General features: G+C 49.8%; 18 protein-coding genes. 13 read left to right on the top strand and 5 right to left on the bottom strand.

Translation table 11 applies throughout. The annotated features are described in order from the left end of the window. Positions 1-63: 63 nt before the first annotated feature. A complete protein-coding gene (locus BW972_RS06735; protein ID WP_007657782.1) occupies positions 64-1,581 on the top strand; it encodes a sensor histidine kinase in 1,518 nt (505 codons plus the stop codon). Positions 1,582-1,618: 37 nt separating this feature from the next. Beyond that, positions 1,619-2,296 (top strand): LytR/AlgR family response regulator transcription factor, encoded by a 678-nt coding sequence (locus BW972_RS06740; RefSeq protein ID WP_076421588.1) that lies wholly within the window; start codon positions 1,619-1,621, stop codon positions 2,294-2,296. A 94-nt stretch (positions 2,297-2,390) separates the two neighbouring features. On the opposite strand, the gene purL is transcribed toward BW972_RS06740, so the two are convergent. From purL to BW972_RS06755, 3 genes are all read right to left on the bottom strand, one after another. Next, the gene (purL, locus tag BW972_RS06745) at positions 2,391-6,074 is read right to left on the bottom strand and encodes a phosphoribosylformylglycinamidine synthase (protein ID WP_076421589.1); all 3,684 of its coding nucleotides are present in this window, start codon (positions 6,072-6,074) and stop codon (positions 2,391-2,393) included. Positions 6,075-6,536: 462 nt separating this feature from the next. Beyond that, on the bottom strand, positions 6,537-7,202 hold the full coding sequence (locus tag BW972_RS06750) for a hypothetical protein (RefSeq protein WP_076421590.1): 666 nt from the start codon (positions 7,200-7,202) through the stop codon (positions 6,537-6,539). Next, positions 7,199-7,546 (bottom strand): PadR family transcriptional regulator, encoded by a 348-nt coding sequence (locus BW972_RS06755; RefSeq protein ID WP_076421591.1) that lies wholly within the window; start codon positions 7,544-7,546, stop codon positions 7,199-7,201. Before BW972_RS06755 ends, BW972_RS06750 begins: the two co-directional genes overlap by 4 nt. A gap of 209 nt (positions 7,547-7,755) precedes the next feature. On the opposite strand from BW972_RS06755, the gene mug reads away from it, so the two are divergent. After that, the gene (gene mug / locus BW972_RS06760; RefSeq protein WP_076421592.1) at positions 7,756-8,319 is read left to right on the top strand and encodes a G/U mismatch-specific DNA glycosylase; all 564 of its coding nucleotides are present in this window, start codon (positions 7,756-7,758) and stop codon (positions 8,317-8,319) included. A 221-nt stretch (positions 8,320-8,540) separates the two neighbouring features. Next, the gene (locus tag BW972_RS06765; protein WP_076421593.1) at positions 8,541-8,960 is read left to right on the top strand and encodes a hypothetical protein; all 420 of its coding nucleotides are present in this window, start codon (positions 8,541-8,543) and stop codon (positions 8,958-8,960) included. Positions 8,961-8,971: 11 nt separating this feature from the next. Here BW972_RS06765 and BW972_RS06770 read toward each other — a convergent pair whose 3' ends face one another. Then, positions 8,972-9,439 carry a DoxX family protein gene (locus BW972_RS06770; RefSeq protein WP_076421594.1) on the bottom strand — a complete coding sequence of 156 codons (468 nt, stop codon included), beginning with the start codon at positions 9,437-9,439 and terminating at the stop codon, positions 8,972-8,974. 196 nt (positions 9,440-9,635) lie between these two features. Here BW972_RS06770 and BW972_RS06775 point away from each other — a divergent pair, with 196 nt between their 5' ends. The 4 genes from BW972_RS06775 to BW972_RS06790 all read left to right on the top strand — a co-directional run bounded on the left by BW972_RS06775 (position 9,636) and on the right by BW972_RS06790 (position 16,104). After that, positions 9,636-10,211: a TetR/AcrR family transcriptional regulator gene (locus tag BW972_RS06775; RefSeq protein ID WP_007657760.1), complete on the top strand. Its 576-nt coding sequence runs from the start codon at positions 9,636-9,638 to the stop codon at positions 10,209-10,211. 164 nt (positions 10,212-10,375) lie between these two features. Further along, complete coding sequence (locus BW972_RS06780; RefSeq protein WP_076421595.1) at positions 10,376-11,710, top strand: TolC family protein; 1,335 nt, start codon at positions 10,376-10,378, stop codon at positions 11,708-11,710. An 18-nt stretch (positions 11,711-11,728) separates the two neighbouring features. Continuing rightward, positions 11,729-12,874 carry an efflux RND transporter periplasmic adaptor subunit gene (locus tag BW972_RS06785; protein ID WP_007657742.1) on the top strand — a complete coding sequence of 382 codons (1,146 nt, stop codon included), beginning with the start codon at positions 11,729-11,731 and terminating at the stop codon, positions 12,872-12,874. A gap of 35 nt (positions 12,875-12,909) precedes the next feature. Further along, positions 12,910-16,104 (top strand): efflux RND transporter permease subunit, encoded by a 3,195-nt coding sequence (locus BW972_RS06790; RefSeq protein WP_076421596.1) that lies wholly within the window; start codon positions 12,910-12,912, stop codon positions 16,102-16,104. Positions 16,105-16,306: 202 nt separating this feature from the next. Here the strand turns inward: BW972_RS06790 and BW972_RS06795 are convergent, their stop codons facing one another. After that, the gene (locus tag BW972_RS06795; protein ID WP_234986315.1) at positions 16,307-16,801 is read right to left on the bottom strand and encodes a hypothetical protein; all 495 of its coding nucleotides are present in this window, start codon (positions 16,799-16,801) and stop codon (positions 16,307-16,309) included. 739 nt (positions 16,802-17,540) lie between these two features. Between BW972_RS06795 and BW972_RS06800 the strand changes: the two genes are divergently transcribed. The 5 genes from BW972_RS06800 to BW972_RS06820 all read left to right on the top strand — a co-directional run bounded on the left by BW972_RS06800 (position 17,541) and on the right by BW972_RS06820 (position 23,631). Next, on the top strand, positions 17,541-20,210 hold the full coding sequence (locus tag BW972_RS06800; RefSeq protein WP_076421598.1) for a PAS domain-containing protein: 2,670 nt from the start codon (positions 17,541-17,543) through the stop codon (positions 20,208-20,210). A 39-nt stretch (positions 20,211-20,249) separates the two neighbouring features. Beyond that, positions 20,250-20,882 (top strand): response regulator, encoded by a 633-nt coding sequence (locus BW972_RS06805; protein ID WP_007657733.1) that lies wholly within the window; start codon positions 20,250-20,252, stop codon positions 20,880-20,882. A gap of 352 nt (positions 20,883-21,234) precedes the next feature. After that, entirely contained in the window at positions 21,235-21,690 is a 456-nt protein-coding gene (locus tag BW972_RS06810; protein WP_007657727.1) for a hypothetical protein, read from the top strand. Positions 21,691-21,759: 69 nt separating this feature from the next. Continuing rightward, positions 21,760-22,170 carry a response regulator gene (locus BW972_RS06815; protein WP_007657726.1) on the top strand — a complete coding sequence of 137 codons (411 nt, stop codon included), beginning with the start codon at positions 21,760-21,762 and terminating at the stop codon, positions 22,168-22,170. A 159-nt stretch (positions 22,171-22,329) separates the two neighbouring features. Further along, a complete protein-coding gene (locus tag BW972_RS06820) occupies positions 22,330-23,631 on the top strand; it encodes a DUF5690 family protein (protein WP_076421599.1) in 1,302 nt (433 codons plus the stop codon). Positions 23,632-23,658: the final 27 nt, after the last annotated feature.

Below are 23,658 nucleotides of genomic sequence, written 5' to 3' on the forward strand. Positions count from 1 at the left end.
CAAAATCAGCCGCATTCATCACATTTTTTGTTTATACTCAACGCTTTAATTTATCATTGTTCTATGAATGATATGACACTGGACAACCACATCGCAAAGCCACTCCAGACGGCTAAAATAGAGTTCTGGGTTGCTACTGCAATTTTTGTTTTTTCGATCTTTTCGCTCTCTACTTCATACGAACCTAACCAGTGGTTTTTTGAAAGGGCAGGGATCGAGTATCACTTCTACAAGCATTATTTCTGGCCACAGCTGATCCGCTATACCTTGCTGTACCTGGGATTTCTGTTCCTCAACTTCAGGATCATACCCAAGCTGATGCAAAAGGAGCATGTGCCGCTTTACTCCCTGCTGCTGCTCGGGCTATACCTGGCCTACTCCTTCGCGGCGGGCGTGCTTGACACCTATACCAAGAGCTACCTGTTGACCTGGGATGATGGCAGTGAGCAGTACTACGGCCTTATTTTTCAGGACAGCTTCCGCCATGCTTTGTTCCTGTTACTCCTGGTCGGCATCTATACCTTCATCAAGTACGCCGGGCTTTACCTGATTGCCAATGCTACGGCGATCTCAGCCAGGTACCGGATCATCAACCGCGATACGCTGACAGCCTTTATCTTTTGGATGATCAGTGTGTTTTTACTGATGGTGTTTAATATAGAGTTTGAAGTCACCCTGACGCTGGCAGTCGTTTCACTGTGTGCCTTGCTGCTTTATTGTGGGGCTTACTATTATATCATCCCGAATGCGCTCAAGTCGACACGCCCTTTCAGGAAATACCTTTTCGTGTCGCTATTAGTAGTTGTACTGGCCTATTTGCCTGTTGCCTTTCTGATCCTAATGTTCATGCATGACGAAGACCATGCTTTCGGACTGAGCTTTTTCAACTCTTTGTTCCAACTGTTCGTAACGGCGCCTTTTGTCTGGTTTTTGTTCAAACGCCAGATGAAGGGGAAAGAGGAGGTGTTTGTGCTGAAGAAAGAACTGGGGACGACGAGTGCTAACCTGGACTTCCTTAGGTCGCAGATCAACCCGCACTTCTTATTCAATGCCCTGAACACGCTGTACGGCACCGCCTTGCAGGAGAACAGCGAGCGTACCGCGCAAGGTATACAGATGCTGGGCGACATGATGCGTTTTATGCTGCACGAGAATCATCAGCAAAAAATCCTGCTCTCCCGCGAGATCGAGTACATGCGCAACTACATTGACCTGCAGCTGCTGCGTACCTCCAGTTCACCCAACATCTCCATCGAGACGAAGATAGAGGAGGTGCTGGGCGAAAAGTACATCGCACCGATGTTGTTGATTCCTTTTATCGAAAATGCCTTTAAGCACGGTATCAGCCTGAAACACAAATCCTGGATCAGAATCACCTTGCATACGGATAAGGATAAGCTTTACTTTGACGTATACAACAGCAAGCAAAAGAAGTCGGAGCAGGATCCGGAAAAAGACAAATCAGGTATTGGGCTGAAGAATGTGAAGCAGCGCCTCGAGCTTTTGTATTCGGAGAGACATGAACTGATTATCCGCGACACGCCGGAAGAGTTTTTTGTGCACCTTACCCTCCAATTGTAAGTATAGTTGATTTCAGAACAGGTATAGAGCAACAAGCATGAAAGCAATAGCAATAGACGATGAACCAATGGCGCTGGAAGTGGTACGGGCACACGCTGCCAAAGTGCCTTATCTGGAACTGGTTGGTTGTTTTACAGATGCCTTTCAGGCGCTCGAGTTTCTGCAAAACGAACCGATCGACTTGCTGTTCCTGGACATTAAAATGCCGGATATCTCCGGACTGGAGTTTGTGACAAGTCTTCAGAAAAAGCCGATGGTGATCTTTACGACGGCTTACTCTGAACATGCCGTCACCAGCTTTGAGTTGGATGCAGTGGACTACCTCCTGAAGCCTTTCTCGCTGCCCCGATTTATCAAGGCCTGCAACAAGGCACAGGAACTGTTGCAACTGCGCGGCACGACGGCCCCTGTGAAAGATTATCTGTTTCTCAAAACCGGTTACGAGCAGGTGAAGGTGCACTACGACGAGATCCTATACCTGGAGGCGGCCGGCAATTACGTGACTTTTGTGCTGGCGGACGGAAAGAAGCTGCTTTCGCGCATGACCATACAGGAGTTGAGTGAGCAGCTGCCTGCCGATAGTTTTGTGCGGGTGCACCGCTCTTATATCGTTTCCAAAAAGCAGATCGATAAAATCGAGCGCCACCAGGTATGCATCAAAGGAAATGAAGTGCCGGTCGGGGCTTCCTATATGCAGCAGCTGCACAGTATCTGATGGCTCAATTTGCGTGATCTAATCGCAGGAATATGAAAAAGGCGCTCCGGTTAATTCCAGAGCGCCTTTTCTTTTATCAGGTTATACCTATTGACTAGTTACCGTTCGCTTCGAGCCACTTTCTGGCATTCACGAAGGCTTCCATCCAAGGCGACACTTCATCATGACGACCTTTCGGGTAGTGCGCCCACTGCCACTGCAGGAGCGAACGTTCGATGTGAGGCATCATCACCAGGTGGCGACCTGTTTCATCGCAGATCATGGCGGTGTTGTAGTCGGAGCCGTTCGGACAGGCCGGGTAGGTTTCGTACGCATACTTCGACACGATCTGGTACTTGTCCTCGGTATGCGGTAAGCTGAAGCGCCCTTCGCCATGCGATACCCAAACCCCCAGCGTGCTACCAGCCAGGCTCGAAAGCATCACCGATTTGTTTTCCTGGATGGTGAGGGAAGTGAAGATACTCTCGTGCTTCTGACTCACGTTATGCAGCATTCTGGCCTTCTGATCGTGCCCCATCGTGATGAAGCCAAGCTCTACAAACAGCTGACAGCCGTTACATATACCTACAGATAAGGTGTCTTCGCGCTTAAAGAAGTTCTCGATGGCATTCTTCGCTTTCTCGTTGTACATGAAAGCACCGGCCCATCCTTTGGCCGATCCCAGCACGTCGGAGTTAGAGAAACCGCCCACAGCCCCGATGAAACGGATATCCTCCAGGGTTTCTCTACCGGAGATCAGGTCGGTCATGTGCACGTCCTTCACGTCGAAGCCGGCCAGGTACATGGCATTGGCCATTTCACGCTCCGAGTTACTTCCCTTCTCACGGATGATGGCTGCCTTGATTCTTGGCTTCGAGCTATCGATAACCGGTTTTTTGCCGTCAAATCCTGCCGGGAAGGTATAAGTCAGTTCGTGCTTTTTGTAGTTCTCGAAACGTTCTCTGGCGCTATGCGGGCCACTTTGCTTGATATCAAGCAGGTATGAGGTCTTGAACCACGTATCACGCAGCTGGGCGATGTCGAAGGTATAGGCATCTGCACCGTTCTTCAGTTCCAATGTTGCGCTTGAAGTGCTTGTTCCTATTTTATGGAACGGTACATTACTGGCATTCAGAGTTTCCTCAACGTCTGCCGAAGCCTGGAATACCAGGCCGATATTCTCAGCAAACAGCACTTTGATGCTATCGGCTTCGCCAAGCGAGGTCAGATCAATGGAAGCACCCAGGTTATTATCTGCAAAGCACATCTCCAGCAGGGTGGTGATCAGACCGCCGCTGCCGATGTCATGACCTGCGGCAATCTTGCCATCTTTGATCAGCTGCTGCAGCGTGTTGAAGGCTTTGCCGAACAGCTCCGCATCCGTAATGTCTGGTGCTTCGTTGCCAATCTTGTTGACGATCTGCGCGAAAGAAGAACCGCCGAGCTTGAAGGCATCATTGGACAGGTTGATGTAGTAGATGTTGCCGCCGTCACGCTGCAACACCGGCTCTACCACCTGGCGCACGTTGCTGCAATTTCCTGCGGCGGAGATGATCACCGTACCTGGCGCAATTACGTCCTCGTCCTTGTACTTCTGCTTCATTGAAAGCGAGTCCTTACCGGTCGGAATGTTGATGCCCAGGGCAATCGCGAATTCAGAGCAGGCTTCCACGGCTTTGTACAGACGGGCGTCTTCTCCTTCGTTTTTCGAAGCCCACATCCAGTTGGCAGAAAGCGAAACGCTCTGCAGACCGTCCTTCAGCGGCGCCCACACGATGTTAGACAGCGACTCGGCAATGGCATTGCGGCTACCAGCTGCCGGATCGATCAGAGCCGAGATAGGGGAGTGACCGATGGAGGTGGCTATGCCTTCTTTGCCCTGGAAATCCAGCGCCATCACGCCGCAGTTGTTCAGTGGCAACTGTAGCGGACCAGTGCACTGCTGCTTCGCGACACGTCCGCCTACGCAGCGGTCAACTTTATTGGTAAGCCAGTCTTTGCAGGCTACTGCCTCTAACTGCAACACCTGCTCCAGGTAGGTATAGAGCTGGTCTTTGTCGTAGGTTACGGGCTGGTATTCACGGGCAACGGTCTGGTCGTTCATTACCACTTTCGGCGAACTGCCGAACATGTCGCTCAGCTCCAGGTCCATTGGTTTCTGGCCGGTAGAAGCTGACTCAAAAGTAAAGCGGTGATCACCTGTCACGTCGCCTACGGTATACATCGGAGCACGTTCACGCTCTGCTATTTTCTGAAGCGTCTCAATATCCTGCTCACCAATCACGAGGCCCATACGCTCCTGCGACTCGTTGCCGATGATCTCTTTAGCTGAAAGGGTAGGGTCTCCAACCGGCAGTTTATCTAAATCTATTTTACCACCAGTTTCTTCCACCAGTTCAGAGAGGCAGTTCAGGTGGCCGCCGGCACCGTGGTCGTGGATCGAAACGATCGGGTTGTGCTCGCTTTCCACCATACCACGGATGGCATTGGCAGCACGTTTCTGCATTTCCGGGTTAGAGCGCTGGATGGCGTTCAGTTCTATGCCTGTGCCGTGCTCACCGGTGTCGGCAGAGGAAACGGCAGCGCCGCCCATGCCGATGCGGTAGTTTTCACCGCCCAGGATCACAATCTTGTCGCCTGCTTTCGGGTGACCTTTCTGCGCCTGGCTTGCTTTGCCGTAGCCAACGCCACCTGCCAGCATGATCACTTTATCGTAACCCAGTTTACGAGGAGCTTCGATTGCATCTGCTATCTCGTCGTGCTCGAAGGTCAGAACAGAACCCGTAATCAACGGCTGACCGAATTTGTTACCAAAGTCCGTCGCACCGTTCGAGGCCTTGATCAGGATATCCATTGGTGTCTGGTATAGCCACTGGCGTTCCTGCGTGGCTTGCTCCCACGGACGGTCTTTTTCAAGGCGCGACAAGGCAGTCATGTATACCGCTGTACCTGCCAGCGGAAGGGCGCCCTGACCACCAGCCAGACGGTCGCGTATCTCGCCACCTGAACCGGTAGCGGCACCGTTGAATGGCTCTACCGTCGTCGGGAAGTTGTGTGTTTCTGCTTTGATCGAGATAACCGATTCAAAATCGCTTACCTGGTAGAAATCCGGCACGTCGGCACGTTTCGGGGCGAACTGCTGCACCACCGGCCCTTTAATAAAGGCTACGTTATCTTTGTAAGCCGAAACAATATCGTTCGGGTTCTTTTCGGATGTTTTGCGGATCAGCTTGAACAGGGAGCTTTCTTTCTCCTCGCCATCGATCACAAACTTGCCATTAAAGATCTTGTGGCGGCAGTGCTCGGAGTTCACCTGCGAGAAGCCAAACACTTCGGAATCAGTCAGCGGTCTGCCCAGCCTTTCGGAAAGCTTGTTTAAGTAATCCACTTCCTCTTCGCTCAGCGACAGTCCTTCCTGCTTGTTATAGGCAGCGATATCCTCTACAGGCTGCACAGGCTCCGGCTGTATGTCAATCGTGTAGATCTCCTGATCCAGGCCCTTATACCTTTGGGAAAGCATCGGGTCGAAATCCGAGAAATCTTCCGCTACTGTTTTAAACTCTTCGATCCGGATAATTCCCTCGATGCCCATGTTCTGGGTGATCTCTACGGCATTGGTACTCCAGGGCGTGATCATGGCTGCACGGGGGCCAACAAAAAAGCCACTCAGCACAGTTTCCTGCTTTAGAGTGGCGTTGCCGAATAACCATTCCAGTTTTTGAATGTCTGTAGCGCTTAGTTCCCGCTCGGATTGCACGGCGTAAACTGTATCGGGCTGACTAAAAAAGAAGTGAAGCATGCTTAGTTATTTTTCTATACGCAAAGATACGGTTCAAATTTAGATAATTGGGCAGGAAAGGGCCAAGATTAGCGGCAATTCTATTGCAATTGTATGGCCAGTGCTGGTAGGAGGTATGCACTAACCGAGAAAATGATGTGGAGAGAAGATCCCTCTGAATACCGCTCATTTAGATGTGAATTGCCCTGTAAGCCAATTTTCGGCCAAATTAAGGATAATTTTTTGAGAAGAGTAGGGGAGAGTGGGGTATAAAGTTTTGTGGTTAAAAAAGGTCGTGCCTGCGCTGGCTGAAGTTTAAGTAAGGTTGCAACAGCACGGAAGATGGGTAATAGCATTATTTAGGATTAGTCTCAGTTATAGGAGGCATAAAAGAAAACGCGGCGAAGCATTTCACTTCGTCGCGTTGGTAGGTTTTAATCATAACGCCTGGCTTACAAGCCTGCTTGTTGAATGAGGTATAGCTTATGCAAAGGCAGCAGGGTATAACTTCTGGGCTCTCTGCTTGATTTTATCTATCGTGTCGATGTAGGCAATGGTCAGGATGAAAGAGATGGTGATGTGTAAGGCATATGGCCAGATGGCTTCGGGGATCAGCTTTTCCAGTACCATGTAGTTGAGGTACATCGGGAAGTACAGCAGCGGCGTAAACCCATAGGTATACTGCATGATTGACAGCTTTTTGTGTAATTTCTTTTTCAGGAAAACAAACTCCTTTACTGCAAAATACAGAATGGCAGCCGTGAGTCCTCCCAGGCTCACCAGTTTCACCATACCTGGATCGAGTGAGGTGAGTGCCAGCTGAAAACCAACGAACAGTGCTAGGGAAAGCAGCAGGTGAGGCAATTTAAAATAAGCTAAGAATGTCCGTAGCCACAGCAACATGTTCTCTTTCTGGATAGCCGCTATTCGCTTTTCATACACATCCATAAAACCGAAAATACCGAAGCTCTTGTAAACTTTCTGAATCGCCTCGTCCAACGTCAGGTCGGGGTTTCCCTCCCATTGCTTCTCAATGTCAGAAGCCAGGTGGTCTACCAGTTCTGTCTGGATGTCATAGGTGTCTACAAACTTCTTCTGCAGAAAGGTATACAGTTTTTCGATGTCTGTGGCTGTCAGTTCCTTTTTCATGCTTTTGAGGGATTAGCTAAGTTCGTATTCATGATCACCTGCATTTGCTCTATAAAGCCTTTCAGTTCGGCCAGCTTGTCCGCTGTTTCTTTTTTGCCTGCCTCTGTCAACTTGTAGTATTTCCGCATCCGGTTGCCGATATGTACCATCTCTGCCTGCAGCAGCCCTTCGGCCTCAAGTTTGTGAAGCGAAGGGTATAGGGCGCCTTCTGTAATATTGAGTTCTCCAGCTGTCAGCTCTTTCACCTTTTGGGTGATTTCGTACCCATACATCCTGTCGTTCTCCTCCAGCAGCTTTAGGATGATGGTCGAGAGACTGCCTTTATAAAGTGAACTGTTTTTCATACTGCAAATATATAAGAATGTTTTGCATAAGAAAGTTATGTATTATTTTTTTGCAAAAAATTCTGGATCTGGTAATTGCTATAAGGCCAGAATTCCTTTTTACTAAATCAAAAAACCTAGATCGTTAAGCTGATGCTTCTTCACCTTTTATTGATTACACTGCCAACCAAATTATAACTGTAAGCAACTGGTATTAGTAAAGAACTGGTATGCAACCTCAAAAACGAAGACCCACCAAAGAAGAGCTGGCGGCGGCTAACAGCAGAACGCTGCCTGATATCATCGCGCCCAACCTCAAAGTCCTTTTCTGCGGCATTAACCCGGGGCTTTACACGGCTGTAGTTGGGCATAACTTCGCCCGGCCGGGCAACCGCTTCTGGCCGACCCTGCATGCGGCGGGTTTCACGCCCCGGCTATACCTGCCCGAGGAAGAAAGGGGACTGCTGGACCTTGGTTTTGGGATCACCAACATCGTAGACAGGGCCACTGCCAGCGCCGCTGAGCTCTCGGCCGCAGAACTGAAAGAAGGAGGGGGCAGGCTGGTGGAGAAAGTGCTGGCGTACCAGCCACAGGTGCTGGCCTTACTGGGGATCTCCGCCTACCGCGTAGCGTTCGGAAAGGCAAATGCAGGTATAGGTATACAGGAGCAGACCATCGGAAACACCAGGCTGTGGCTGTTGCCTAATCCCAGCGGTCTGAATGCGCATTTCCCGCCACAGAAGCTGGCCAGGGTATACCAGGAGCTTCGGATTTTTGTCGATATGCTGGAATAGACAAGCCTGCTCTTTCGGCTATACCTTGCAAAGGCAGGATTTATCAGTGGACCCAAGGTATAACCAGCTATTTAAGTAAAGACAGCTTGCCACCTGGTCTTTACTTTCCCATGCCCTTATGTAACCAAGCTGTATAAATATTTGTATTATTACTTGAAACTATTTTCGTTAAAACATATACCATTAAGTCAAGGCAAATTCAAACTCAGCTGGCATGGAACATGAATCTACTAAACTTTGAAAAGGCGCTGGAGCAGGATTTCGTGACCATACGGCACAGCCCCGAAAATAAAATGCTTTGGAACCAGTGGCGGGGGAGTATACCTTCAGATCCGCTGCGCGAAGCCATGATCTTTGCCTGTGAGTTTATCGTCGCCAACGAAATAGAGCTGATACTTGCCGACTATACCAAGATGCAGCCACCTTCCCTGCAGGACCAGAATTGGATCGCTATACATTCGGCGGAGATACTGCAGCACAGTAAGTTAAAGCGGGTCGCCAATGTGATGGGCACCGATATTTTTCAGCAGCTGTCCATTGAAACCATCTACCAGATCGCCTCCCAAACCCCGCTTCCCTGCGAGTCCCGTGACTTCATGTTCAAAGACGACGCCCTGGAGTGGCTATTCAGCACTGAGTAGCAGAACTCAGGTTAGTCTGCTTGTTCTTCCTCTGGCTGCCTCTGCCGCAGTACCTTATTGTCGATGGAGTAGCGGCCCGGGCCTTTCACCATGAAGAAGAGGAGCAACGCTGTGACAGTCAGAGACAAAACCAGTTCGGCGTTACCCAGACTAATGCCTCCTTGCTGGGGATTCACGATAAGCAAAGCACCTATCAGGATCGGAATCTGGCAGAGCAGAGCCAGTCGCGTAAGCATGCCAAATGCGATCATCAAACCGCCTACTATGTGTACCATGCTGGTGAGGAAATGGGCCTTGCCAGCAGAGAGAACATCCTGGCTGGAGCTGAAGATGTAGAATACGTCGGTGGTATGCTCCAGGAAGAGCAGGCCTTTGATAAACAGGAATAGTCCGAGGAGAATTCTCAGGGCGTCCATCCAGACAGGGTTGTTGGCGCTGTTGATGCGAGGGGTGCGGTGAAGTTCATGTGCAAGTGCCATGGCAGTAGGTTTTTACGTGAAAAAAGCGCTATATCTATATTTACGTTCACAGCCACAATCCCGTTTATTTGCCATGCTTTTGAAGTCGTTTGACCAGAAAATTCAGTTTTTTGGCGGAACAGCTTTCACAATTGTAGCTACAAACGTAGCTTTGCAGACCGAATGAACATTCAATTGGGATTAAAAGGGGATTTGAATGGAGCCGATTGCAGACAAGAAGAAAGCCATATTCATCAGCACGATGGAGCTGGTCCGCGATAAAGGCTTTCATGGGACGCCGATGAGTATGGTCGCCAAGCACGCCGGTGTGGCAGCGGGTACCATTTACCATTACTTCGAGAGTAAAGAGCAGCTCATCACCGAACTGTTCGACTACGCACAGCAGCAGGTTATTGAAGTTGTGGAGCAGGAAACCTGTGCCGCTATACCTTTCAAAGATTGCTTTTTCAACCTCTGGGGTGGACTCTATACCTTTTACCAGAACAATCAGAACCTGCTCCGGTTCTTCGAGCAGTTTGTCAACTCTCCTTACAGCACAGCAAGGCCACCGCTTGAAGAAGACAAGTTTTATACCTTGCTTTTTGCCTTTTTTGAGCGTGGCATACAGGAAGGATTGCTGAAAGAGGTAAGTCCTAAGATATTGGCTACGCTCACCCACAGCAGTGTGCTTTCCATGGCCAAACTGACAGGCAGCGGCCGACTCCATCTGGATAGAAAAGAACTCGAACAGATACTGCAGCTTATTTGGGACGGTATAGCCTTTGACCGTTAGCCGCCAACTTTAGCAAATAAAATTATCGTTACACTGATGTTTAAACAATAACAATAAGCCCCGAAATGAAATAAGAAAGAAAAAACTAAAGCAGTTGCATCACCATCAGTTCCTGCACCTGCACGTTTAATACTCAATCAAAATGCTGAACACCAAAATTATACATGAAATTAACTACTTATTTTAAACAACTGCTGATTGCCTGCCTGCTGGTTCCGGGCGCCCTGATGGCGCAGGACAACACTGGTACAGCCGCGACGGATAGCCTGACCCTGGAGCAATGCGTGGGGTATGCGCTGGAAAACCGGGCGGCGATGGAGCAGGCACTGATCGACGAGCAGATCGGTGAGCGGGAGATCAGAGCCAGTCTTTCGGGCTGGTTTCCGCAGATCAATGCCAACTTCGGGAGCACCTACAACATCAAAAGGCCCCAGCAGCCAATCGGAGGGGAGATCATCACCTTCGGACAGAAGTATAACTCCAACCTGGCGCTGCAGGCTACCCAAAACATTTTTGACAATAACCTGCTCCTCGCCTCCAGGGCGTCTCGTTCCAGAAAGCTGTTGTTGGATCAGCAGGTGACCGATACCCGCATTAACACGGTGGTAGAGGTGAGCAAGGCATTTTACAATGTGCTGCTCACGCAGGAGCAGCTGCGCATCCTGGACCAGAACATCTCGCGCCAGGAAAAGCAGTTCAACGACGCCCGCAGCCGCTACGATGTTGGTCTGGTCGATAAAACCGACTACCAGCGTGCCGCCATTACACTGGCCAACATCCGGTCAGACCGCAAGCGGGTGCAGGAGAACATCAAGGCCAGCGTAGCCTACCTGAAACAGCTGATGGGCTACCCGGTGGAACAGCAGCTGAACCTCACCTACCAGTATGCCCGCATGGAGCAGGAAGTACAGGTAGACACGACTGAGATCATCGCCTTCGACAAACGGGTGGAACTGCAGCAGTTGCAGACACAGCGCGAACTCCTGAAGCTGAACACAGCTTTTAATCGCTGGAGCTTCCTGCCAACCGTTTCGGCTTTTGCCAACTACAACCTCCTGTACTTCAACAACGAGTTCGCCAACCTCTACGACCAGCACTTCCCTAACTCATCGGTTGGCCTGCAGGTAGCGCTGCCGATTTTCCAGGGTACCAGAAGACTGCAGAACCTCAAGATCGCACAGTTGCAGGAAGACCGCCTGGATGTGCAGATCGAAGACGCTCGACGGGCCATTAACACGGAGTACCAGACGGCGCTGGCGAATTACAAAGGTGATTACACGGAATGGCGGACAGTGCAGTCGAACCTGGAGATGGCCGAAGAAGTGTACGAGATCATCAAGCTGCAGTACGACGAGGGCGTGAAAGCCTATGTGGACCTGATCGTGGCCGAGACTGAGCTGCGCACTACCCAGCTGAATTACTACAATGCTCTTTACAGCGTGCTCTCCAGCAAACTGGACCTGCAGCGTGCCCTTGGAAACATAGACATCAACCGATAAAATCAGAGAAACAGGATAATGAAAAATAAATACACCTGGCTGTTCGCAGCCATCATCAGCCCGACTATGCTTGTGTCTTGCGGCGGTGACGATGCCGGACAGCAGCAAATGAATCCTGCAGCCATGGCCGTTCCGGTGAACACGATTCAGGTAAAGCAGCAAAGCGTAACCGGCCGCGATACTTACCCGGCCAGGGTGGTGCCGCTGCAGGAAGTAGAGCTGCGTCCGCAGGTATCAGGTTACATCACCAACATTTTTGTGCAGGACGGGCAGCGTGTCAAAAAGGGGCAGAAACTCTACGAAATAGACCAGAATAAATACCAGGCAGGTATACAGCAGGCGCAGGCCAGTCTTCAGAGCGCCAAAGCCAACCTGGCCCGCGCAGAGAAGGACCTGGAGCGCTACGAACGCCTGGCCGAACGCGATGCCATCGCCAGGCAACAGGTAGACTACGCCCGCACTGAGGTGCAGACAGCCCGCGCACAGGTTTCAGCGGCGCAGGCGCAGGTGAGCAGTGCAGGCACCGATCTGAGTTATTCGACCATCACGGCTCCGTTCAGCGGCGTGATTGGTATTTCGCAGGTTAGGGTAGGAGCGCAGGTATCACCGGGTCAGCCATTACTGAACACGGTGTCGTCTTCTGATCCGATCGCGGTTGATTTCGTGATCAACGAAGCCGAGCTTGGTCGCTTCAGCAACCTGCGTCAAGGCAACCAGCCGGATTCGCTTTTCACGATTCGTTTTAACAATGGCGAGCAGTACGAGCACAATGGCAAGCTGGTCGCCATCGACAGAGCCATTGGCCGACAGTCAGGTACTACCACCGTACGTGTGCAGTTCCCGAATCCGGATGAAAGGCTGATACCAGGTATGACCGTGAGCCTGGACGTGCTGAACCAGGACCTGGGCGACCAGATTGTGATTCCGTTCAAGGCGGTGACAGAGCAGTTGGGTGAGTACTACGTGTATGTGGTGCAGGGCGACTCTGTGGTACAGCAGAATGTGCAGCTGGGCACCCGCGTGAACGGCAACATTGTGGTGCGCGAAGGCCTGCAGCAGGGGCAGCAGATCGTGACCGAAGGTATACAGCGTCTGCGCCAGGGAGCCAAGGTACAGTTAGGCGGACCTGAGCAGGGACAGCCACAGGCAGGTGCTGCAAGATAATTGGAGATAGGTCTTTCAGAAGATTAACAAGCAAGATGATTTCAGAAGTATTTATAAGAAGGCCCGTCACCGCCATGGTGATCTCGATTGTGATCGTGCTGGTGGGATTGCTGGCCATGATGAATTTGCCTGTCACGCAATACCCGGATATCTCGCCGCCTACCGTATCGGTGTCGGCCAACTATACCGGCTCTGATGCCCTGACGGTAGAGCAGTCGGTGGCCACACCGGTGGAGACGCAGATCAACGGTACGCCAGGTATGGCTTACATCACCTCTACCAACACGAGTACCGGCCAGATGAACATGTCGGTTACCTTTGAGGTGGGCACCGACATCGACATTGCGACACTTGACGTGCAGAACCGTGCCAGCATCGCGCAGCCGACCCTGCCGGAAGAGGTAAGGCGACTGGGCGTGACGGTGCGTAAGCGTAACCCGAGTATCATGATGGTAATTGGTATCTACTCGCCAAACCGTACCCATGATATCCAGTTCCTCGACAACTACACCAACATCTATATCAAGGATGCCCTGATGCGTGTAAGCGGGGTGGGAGATATCACCTCCATCGGGCAGGATTTCAGTATGCGCCTTTGGCTGCAGCCAGACAAGCTGGCGCAGTATAACATTGGGGCAAACGAAATCACAGCAGCCATACAGGAGCAGAACCTGCAGGTAGCAGCTGGTACGGTAGGCGGTGCGCCGCAGTACAACACACAGGCTTTCCAGTACCCGATCACGGTAACCGGCCGACTGCAGACGCAGGAGGAGTTCGGCGACATCATCGTGCGCACCAACCAGACGGACGGTTCGGTAGTATACCTGCGCGATGTGGCCCGCATCGAGTTCGGCCGCTTCGACTATGGCCGTCAGTCCAAGATCAACGGTAACCCGGCTACGATGATGCTCCTATACCAGGCACCGGGCAGTAACGCCCTGGAGACCGCCGAAGGCATCTACGCTGCCCTTGACGAGTTGAAGGCTTCTTTTCCGGCCGATGTGGACTACATCGTATCCTTCGAAACAGTGTCAGTAGTGCAGGTGTCGATCAACGAGGTGGTGAAGACGCTGGTGGAGGCCCTGATTCTGGTGATCCTGGTGGTGTTCCTGTTCCTGCAGAGCTGGCGCGCAACGCTGGTTCCGATCCTGGCTATACCTGTGTCCATCATCGGTACCTTCGTGTTCTTCATCCCGCTGGGCTTCACCATCAACACGCTCACACTCTTCGGGTTCGTGCTCTCGATCGGTATTGTGGTGGACGACGCCATCGTGGTGGTGGAGGCCGTACAGCACTACATCGACCATGAAAAGCTCTCAGCCAGAGAAGCTACCCGCAAGGCCATGAAAGATATCACGGCGCCGGTTATTGCCATTGGTCTGATCCTGGCGGCGGTGTTTATACCTGTGGGCTTTATACCTGGTATCGTGGGTAGACTATACCAGCAGTTCGCGATCACGATTGCGATCTCTGTATTGATCTCTGCCTTCGTGGCCCTTACGCTCACGCCGGCACTTTGCTCCCTGATGCTGAAGCCGATGAACGTGAACAAAGACTCACGCGGCATCAACAAGTTTTTCTACAACTTCAACAACTGGTTTGCCCGCACCACCGAGCGTTATTCGGTAGGGGTGCGCAAGAGTATCAAAGCGACACCACTAGTGCTGATCATCCTGATCTGTATCTATGTGGGCACATTCGGGCTATTCGCCACCAAGCCAACCGGCTTTATACCTACAGAAGATGAAGGGCGAATGTTCGTGTCGGTGGAGCTGCCGGAAGGCGCTTCGATGAGTCGGACTTCGGAGATACTTGAGGAGATTGGTAACCAGTTGGGTTCTGTGGAAGCGATTCGAAACTATACCTCCATTGCTGGTCTGAATGCGATTAACTTTTCGTTTAAGTCGAACAGCGGTACCTTCTTTGTGCAGCTGGAGCCCTGGGACCAGCGTAAGGACGAGGCTTCACACCTGAACGGGGTGATGGCTGAAGTGCAGCAGAAGATTGCGGGTATAAAAGAAGCTAACGTGCGACTGGTAGCGCCTCCGGCTATACCTGGTCTAGGGCAGTCGGGTGGTTTCACCTTCGTGCTGCAGCAGCGTCGGGCAGGGGATGTGCGTGAACTGGAGCAGGTGATGGGGCAGTTCCTGGCTGCTGCCAATGCCCGCCCAGAGATTGGGATGGCCTACAGCTTCTTCACAGCCAAAACACCGGGTTACCACATAGATGTAGACCGTGAAAAAGCGAAGCGACTGGGTGTGAACATCGCTGATATTTATTCGACTATGTCCACTTACATGGGTAGCCGTTACGTGAACGACTTCACACGCTACGGCCGTAACTTTAGGGTAGTGGCCCAGGCCGACACTTCCTACCGCATGGATATCGAAAGCCTGAAGCAGTACTATGTGATGAACAGGCAAGGACAGTCTGTGCCGCTCAGTGCGCTGGTGACCTCGCGGGTAGTAGAAAACGCTGCGGTGATCTCACACTACAACCTGTTCCGCTCTGTCGATATCAACGGAAACGCGGCTCCGGGCTACAGTAGTGGTCAGGCGCTGGATGCGCTGGAGGAAGTAGCTGCCGAGGTACTCCCCGCCGGTTATGGCTACGAGTTCACCGGTCTGAGCCGCGAAGAGCGTGCAGCGGGTGCGAGCACGATTTACATCTTCTCGCTCTCGATCCTGCTGGTACTTCTGTTGCTGGCTGCGCTTTATGAAAGCTGGTCGGTGCCGTTCTCCATCCTGTTCGCGATTCCGCTGGGTATGTTCGGGGCTATATTGGCACTCACCTTACTGCCTAAGCTGGACAACAACGTGTACGCCCAGATCGGTATGATCACGCTGATCGGTTTGGCGGCCAAAAACGCGATCCTGATCGTGGAATTTGCCAAAGAGCGTGTGGACCGGGGTATGGACCTGATCGAAGCGACCATCGAAGCGGTGAAGCTGCGTCTGCGTCCGATTATTATGACTTCGCTGGCCTTCATTTTGGGTGTGGTTCCGCTGGCGCTGGCAGCTGGTGCAGGAGCCGTGTCACGCCAGACCATTGGTTGGGTGGTGATCGGCGGTATGCTGGCCGCGACCTTCCTGGCCATATTCGTGGTGCCGGTGCTGTATGTGGTGATCACCCGTATCGCCTACGGAAAAAAAGGCCTGGCCGAACTTCGTGCTAAAGGCGGTGATCTGCCGGATAACGATGGCGGTGATCCGGCTTATGTGAATCCTTAAGTTTGAGTAGTAAGATACAGGGCATTTTGATCCTGGTATCAATGAAAAGCCCCGGCCATTTGGTCGGGGCTTTTCGTTTTTGCCTGAGGCTACACCTATACCTGGAACAGCTTAGCGAAAGCTGCTTTCCTTCTTAATGTCATCCTGAAAGTATCCTGGTAGCGAGTTGTGCCAGCTTTACCTATGGGGTAGGGGTCCTTGTCTAATTTTCCTTTACCTTCTCCAGCAACCTTTCTAACCAGAAGATCAGGAATAGGGCAACGAGGTTTACGCCGATGAATTTCTGGCCGAGGTCGGTGCCGATGCTGAAGTGGAAAGAGGAGAGTGCCAGCCTGAATTTAAAGGTCCATCCTGCTAACATGTCCACCCCAACCCCGATACGTAAGCCCGCTACATACTGGAAGGCGTAGCTGCCGAAGGAGAAGTACACCACCTGCAGCACCTGGTTAATAATGGAGAGCACCAATCCGCGCTTGTGATTGCGGAATAGCATACGGCCGCAAAGGATGGAAAAGATGTAAAGTCCGCCGGCAAAAAGGCCGATACGCATGGCCATCTGGTCTACCACCATCTCGCCGTTGAATAGCACCCAAACAGTGAGTGCTATACCTAAAATACCGCCGAAGATCTGGTAAAGCGCAATGGCTTTTATCTGGTTTCTGATCTGCTTATTCAAATTGATTTGTTGCTTATTCAAGCTGTTCGTTATAGCCTGCAAGTTAGCAAAATTACAGCCGTTCACCCCTCAGACAGTGGTGGTATTCTATGCTTTTACCACCATCTTCGGACTCAGGAATTCTTTTACATCGGATGGTACTCCGGATCCACTTTTGAAAAAAAAATTACATCTTAATTACCGGATTTCAGGCAACATGCCAGAAAAGCAGATGCTGGTTACTACATAGTACTAGACCATTCCTTTTTCTTACTCCTAATAGGGCATCTAGCTCTGTATGAGTAGTTATGGGAGGTTTTGAGAAGTTTTTATTTTTAATGATTAAGCTAAAGCCCTATAAAATATTGAACTACTTGGCAGGTCTGATATACACCGGTTAGCACATAGTAAAAAGAGGGTTTAAATAGTTTAAAGGCACTTTTTCTAAAACTGACTTGTTGATAGGTTTTGCTGCTGAGTTTCTTCAGCCTTGAAACCAGCCGAAGTGCTTAAATTTTTAATGTGTTTTTTTAAGGTTTTGCCTTAGAAAACTTACCAAGCGAATATCTATGCATCAAGCCTTTGCCCATCCATATACAGCAGCTTACCGACCCCTGCATGGGTCTGAACAACCTCCACTCTCAAAGGGAATTTATTAGCTGATTTACTTTCAGTTCAGCTGAGCTTAAGTCATTACCTATTTAGCAACCAGTACGAATGCCCTACTGCTTTACCCACTTCTCCTAACCGAGGGCTGAGGTAAAGCACAAGCTTGAAACTTATGAATAATATGCCATTTGAAAACCTGCCGGGCAGTACAAGCCCGGAGTCCGATGCTGTACTTTCTCCCTCTACAGAAAGCGCAAGTGTGCACGCTATACCCTTCCTCCATATTTTTCAATCCCAGAGTGGCTCCAGCTTACTGCTCTCTCCGCAGTTTGTGGTAGAGGCCGCTACTGACGCGCTCTTAAAAGAGATTTTCATGACACGGGAGGACATTGTAGGCAAGTATCTGTTTGATGCTTTTCCTGACAATCCCGGCTCCCCTCATGCTTTCGCCACCATTAACCTGAGAGCTTCTTTAGATCAGGTACTGGCGACGGGCAAACCGCACCGGATGGATTTGCAGCAATATGATATTAGTGACCCTCAGCAGCCTGGCCAGTTTTTGGAGCGTTATTGGAACGTAACCAACATTCCTATTTTCGATGAAGGAGGTAAAGTAGCTTACATACTTCATGAAACCACCAACGTATCAGATCAGATCGTTACGGAACGTAAGTTAGCGGAGAGCCTTGTGAGGGAGAAACGGGCCACTGCGCTGGGTGACCAACAGCGGTTTCGTTTGGAGCGTTTGTTTGAGCAGGCACCTGCTGCCTTAGCTATACTGGAAGGCCCTGATTTTGTATACAAAGAGATAAATGACAGTTACCAAAAGCTGTTTCCAGGGCGTAAGCTGGTAGGGCTGCCACTATTCGAGGCGCTTCCAGAGCTGGAGAATCAACCAATAGCGGGAATCATACGGAATGTTTACCAGACAGGTGTCACTTTTGAAGGGAAAGAGGTCCTGATTCCGGTAGCGCGCTATGAAGATCAACCGGTTGAAAATATCTATTGGAATTTTATTTATCAGGCTATTTACAATACGAAAGGTGAAGTAGATGGCATACTGATTTTTGCGTTGGATGTAACCGAGTTTATTCAGACAAAGCAGGAGTTAGAGCAGAAATCCGAATCGCTGCTGGAGTTGAACCGGGAATTGGAAGGACGTGTAAAGACGCGAACCCGCGAACTGCAGCGGGCTGAAGCAGAGGCTGAAAGACAGCGTAAGCGGCTTGAAAACTTATTCATGAAGGCGCCTGCAGCCATTTGTATTGTCGAAGGACCAGAACTGGTGTATACCTTAGTAAACCCGGTTTACGAAGGGCTCTTCCCGGAACGGAAACTGCTGGGTAGGCCTATACTGGAAGCACTGCCTGAGATAGAGCATAATCTTGTCTATAAGAGTTTCAGAGAAGTGTATGAACAAGGCAATACCCACGAGGAGTCTGAACTGCTTATACCTTTCGTGCGGCCTGCGGATGGCGTAATTGAAGACAGATACTTTCGGTTTATACTGCAGGCCAAGTTTAACGATCAGAAGCAGGTAGACGGTGTGGTCGTCTTCGCGCTTGAAGTAACAGAACAAGTGAAGTCCAGGATAGCGGTGGAGGCAAGTGAGCAGCAACTGAAACTGATCACTGATTCGCTTCCGGTTCTGATTGGTTACCTGGACCGGGAAGAGCGGTATCGCTTCGCAAATAAAGCCTATGAAAAATGGTTTCTGGTGGACTCGCAGGAGCTACTGGGGAAAACAGTCCGGGAGGTAGTAGGGGAGCCATCTTACCATAATGTGAAAGCCAACATACAGAGGGCCCTGGCCGGAGAAATGTTGGACTTTGAAGCAACTATGCCCTACAGGGAAGACTTTGTGAAGCACATTCAAGTGAGCTATATACCTGATTGCAGGGGAGGCATGGTACATGGTTTCTATACCTTGGTAACGGACGTAACAGAGCAGGTGAATGCCCGCAAAGCACTGGAAGAAAGTGAGCAGAAGGCTAAGACGATGGCTGAAAAACTAGCTGTAACGAACCATGAACTGAACCTGGCCAACTCAGAACTTGAAGACAACAACCGTGACTTGGAGAATCGTGTGCTGAGTCGAACAGCTGCTTTGCAAAACACGAATGAGCTGCTGAAAGAGCATATAAAAGAACGGAAAAAGACGAGTGAGTCCCTTTCCAAATCGCATGAGCAACTACAGGCACTTACCCGTCACTTGCAGGTAATGCGGGAAGAGGAGCGCAAGTATATTGCACGTGAATTGCACGATGAACTTGGGCAGGCTTTTACAGCTCTCAAAATTGATGTAACATTGCTGCTTAAAACCCTTGCGAAAGGACATGTGAAGCAGGAGGTGTTGCAGGAGGAGTTGCAGTCCATGATGAAAACCATCAATAGCTCGATTGCATCGGTACGAAAGATTGTAGCGACTCTTCGGCCTGCAGTGCTGGATAACTTTGGCTTGCTATCCGAGCTAGAGTCGCAGGCACAGGACTTCCAGAAGCGTAGCTCCATCCAAATGGATGTACTCTCTTATGTGGACTATGTCGAACTGGAAAACGAGAAATCCATCGAGGTATTCCGGATCATGCAGGAATCTATGACGAACATCGTGCGGCACTCCGGAGCCTCCAAGGCTAGCATTCAGATAGCGAAGACGAACAGCCACTTCTGTTTTACGATTGAAGATAATGGCAAAGGGCTGCAAGATGACAAACTATCCGGAACACGAACTTTCGGACTTCTGGGAATGCAGGAGAGAGCCGAAAGAATTGGCGCGAGTTTGTCCATAGAATCAAAGCAGAACAAAGGAACACGCTTGACTCTTGAAGTGCCCTTTGACTGAATAGAATTGTAAACCATCATTTTAAACTTACCTGACAGGATGATTAATTTATTAATCGCGGACGATTATGTGCTGATTCGGGAGGGACTCAAAAAAGTTCTTAGAAACGAGCCCGATATCACCGTGGTGGCGGAGGCCACCAACGGGGCAGAAGTACTGAAAAAGCTGAAAAAGAGTGATGCAAATTTTGTCGTGCTCGACATCAACATGCCCGTGAAAAGCGGCTTGGATGTGTTGTTTGACTTAAAGCGCATGTTTCCTCAATTGCCAGTGCTCATTCTGAGTATGTACCCCGAAAAAACCTATGCCCTGCGGTCTCTGAAAGCTGGTGCCTCCGGATACTTATGCAAAGAGAGCGCTGCAGAAGAACTGGTCATGGCAATAAAGAAGGTATGGAACGGCGGTAAGTATATCACAGCCTCCCTTGCTGAACTATTGGCAGATACGCTGGTAGGTGACAATAAACTGCTGGTTTCTCATGAAACACTTTCAGACAGAGAGTTTCAAATCATGTGCAAGATAGCGGAAGGAGAATCATTGAAATCTATTTCAGAGAACCTGAGTCTGACTCTGAGTACGGTAAATACGTACCGAAATCGGATAAACGAAAAAATGAAGTTCTCGTCCAATACGGACCTTATCCGCTACTGCATTCAGAACAAACTTATTTAGTCTGCTTGAAAAAACTTTAGGGCGCCGTTCATAGGTATTCGCAGCACCTTGCCGCCACTTAAGCTTTGTCGTGAAAAATGCGACAAAGCAATCCCCATTTTCGTGACATGTCTTTAGCTATTCAGCCCAACAATCCGGGTATAGGTTAGACTACCTTTGTATATAGTATAGCTTTTCACTTTATAAACGCCAGTGACAGGTAGCCTGTTTGCCGCGTAAGTGTAGCTCGCAACCAATACCCCTTGTTAGTCCTTTTGCGGGCTGTTCCCCCTGTTTCATTGTTAAGCTATATACTACAATTGTCTTCAACTAGTGCTTTTCGGAACAAAACATTATCGAAAATCTAAATCAAATGCCTACTGGTCTGCCCATCAATCTGGAGAAGACTTTTGTAAATGAATTTGGGAAAACTTACAGTAAAGTTACCCTACACGCAGCACAGCGTGCGCTTGTGATGGAGTGGTATGGCTATACCACAAAACACCAGATAGAAGTAGTGGCAATATGGGTAGAGTCGCTCATACAGCAAATCCCTTTTGAAAACCTGCTGAATGACTGCAGTTCTCTCATCTCTGTATGGGATGATTCAATTGACTGGTTCTCACAGGTATGGCTTCTGAGAATGAGGCGCCTGGGAGTGAGTAGCTTCATCCATATAGCCAAGCCCAACAGCTTCGGAGAAAGAATCGGGCGATACTTGTGGCTGAGGAAGCACCCCGAGATGGAGTTTCTTTTTTTTAGCACCAAACAGGAAATTTCCGCCTGGTTGAAACTGCATGATAAGGAAGATAACATTTCAGTTGATTGACTGCAGATATCGTTGTATACAGCGCCTGATCAGACTAACAGTAGAAACTAGCATTACTTACTAATTAACATGAATAAGATTCCCTGCATACTGCTCGTGGACGATGATGAAACCACGAACTATGTCAATACGCTGATCATAAAAAAGAGTGGAATTGTTGAGGAGATAATGGTTGCTCTCAACGGGCAGCAAGCCCATGCTATTATCCAGAACCGTTTCAGCACAGGTAACCCCGAATGCAAGTCAGATATTCCTCTGATTGTGCTGCTTGACATCAACATGCCCATCATGGATGGATTGGAATTCATGGAGTTTTTTGATTCTTTGGAGGACAGAATAAAAGATAAAGTAACTGTATTCGTGCTAACAACCTCCAGTCACCCACACGATCTGGAGAAAATGTATGAGTACGGTGTGCAGGGCTTTATTAATAAACCACTGCAACGGGAGGAACTCGAAGAGCTGGCTAATTTACAGTAAGCAGAAATCAAGTGCTCGACCAAGTGACTGAAAAATTGAGATAAGTCTGATCATCAGAAAACCAAAACAAATCTTACCACTTACGCAATAATTTCATCGCTATTGACTACATTCCCAATAAGAAGATAAAATCACTATTCTGGAAATGATGGAAAAGGCATGGCAGCATTCATAAATAAGAACAGTAGCCAGATTAAAGTAGGGCTTTACGCTGCAGTGGTGGTATTTTTTGCTTACACCATGATCTTTGGCTTCAGGAAGTCGTTTACGGTTGCTACTTTCGACGGGATTGAAATTGCCGGCTATAGCTACAAAACGATTCTGGTCATCAGCCAAATGCTGGGTTATTTGCTGGCCAAATTCTACGGCATTAAGTACATCGCGGAACTCAGACGAACAGGAAGAGGCACCGTGATTCTGCTGCTGACAGGTATCGCCTGGCTCAGCTGGCTGTTATTTGCCCTGGTGCCGACACCCTATAACATTGCTTTTCTGTTTATCAATGGTTTCCCGTTAGGCATGCTCTGGGGCGTCGTCTTCTCTTATGTCGAGGGGAGGAGAAGCACCGACTTTATCGGAGCAACACTGGCGGTGAGCTTCATCTTCGCCTCTGGTTTTGTGAAGTCGGTTGGTGCCTGGCTGATGGTGCAGTTTGGCGTATCGGAGTTCTGGGTGCCGTTCTACACCGGTTTAGTGTTTGCCCTCCCACTCTTGCTATTTGTTTTCCTGATGGAAAGGATTCCGCCACCCAGCGAAGAGGATGTGAGGCTGAGAACCGAGCGGGCTCCTATGACAGAGAATGACCGGAAACGCTTTATCAAAGAATTTTTGGCCGGTATAGTTGTTTGCGTCATCATCTACTGCTTTGCGACGATCTTCCGGGATATACGCGATAACTTTGGCGCAGAAATGTGGATAGAGCTCGGGTATATTGATCAGCCTGCCATTTTCTCGAAAACAGAGACGCCGATTACCCTGATCATTCTGGTATTGATCGGCAGTATGGTGTTGATCAAAAACAATTACAAAGCACTGCAGACAGCGCATGTTTTTATCTTGCTGGGGTTTGCAATAGCCGGTATTTCCACAGCGCTTTTTGCTGCACAATCACTTGACCCGGTTTGGTGGATGATGCTGGTCGGGCTGGGCTTATACATGGTGTACATCCCGTTCAATGCCGTCTTTTTCGACCGTCTGATCTCCGCTTTCAGGTATACCGGTAACGTAGGTTTTTTGATCTACCTGGCCGATTCCTTTGGCTATGTGGGCAGTGTCGGGGTGTTGTTTAGCAAAGAGATCCTGCAGGTACAGCTGAACTGGGTGACGTTCTTCTCTAACAGTGTGATCGCTCTTTCCGCGATCGGTATCCTGCTCACCGCTTTCTCCATGGTGTATTTTGGAAGGAAGTATGAGAAAATGAGGATAAGGGAAGTGAGCGAGGCCAAGGCGGTACAAGTATGATTTGCTGGTTATAAAGATGCACCAGCG

This window comes from Pontibacter lucknowensis (genome assembly GCF_900156415.1).
Taxonomy (GTDB): Bacteria; Bacteroidota; Bacteroidia; order Cytophagales; family Hymenobacteraceae; genus Pontibacter; species Pontibacter lucknowensis.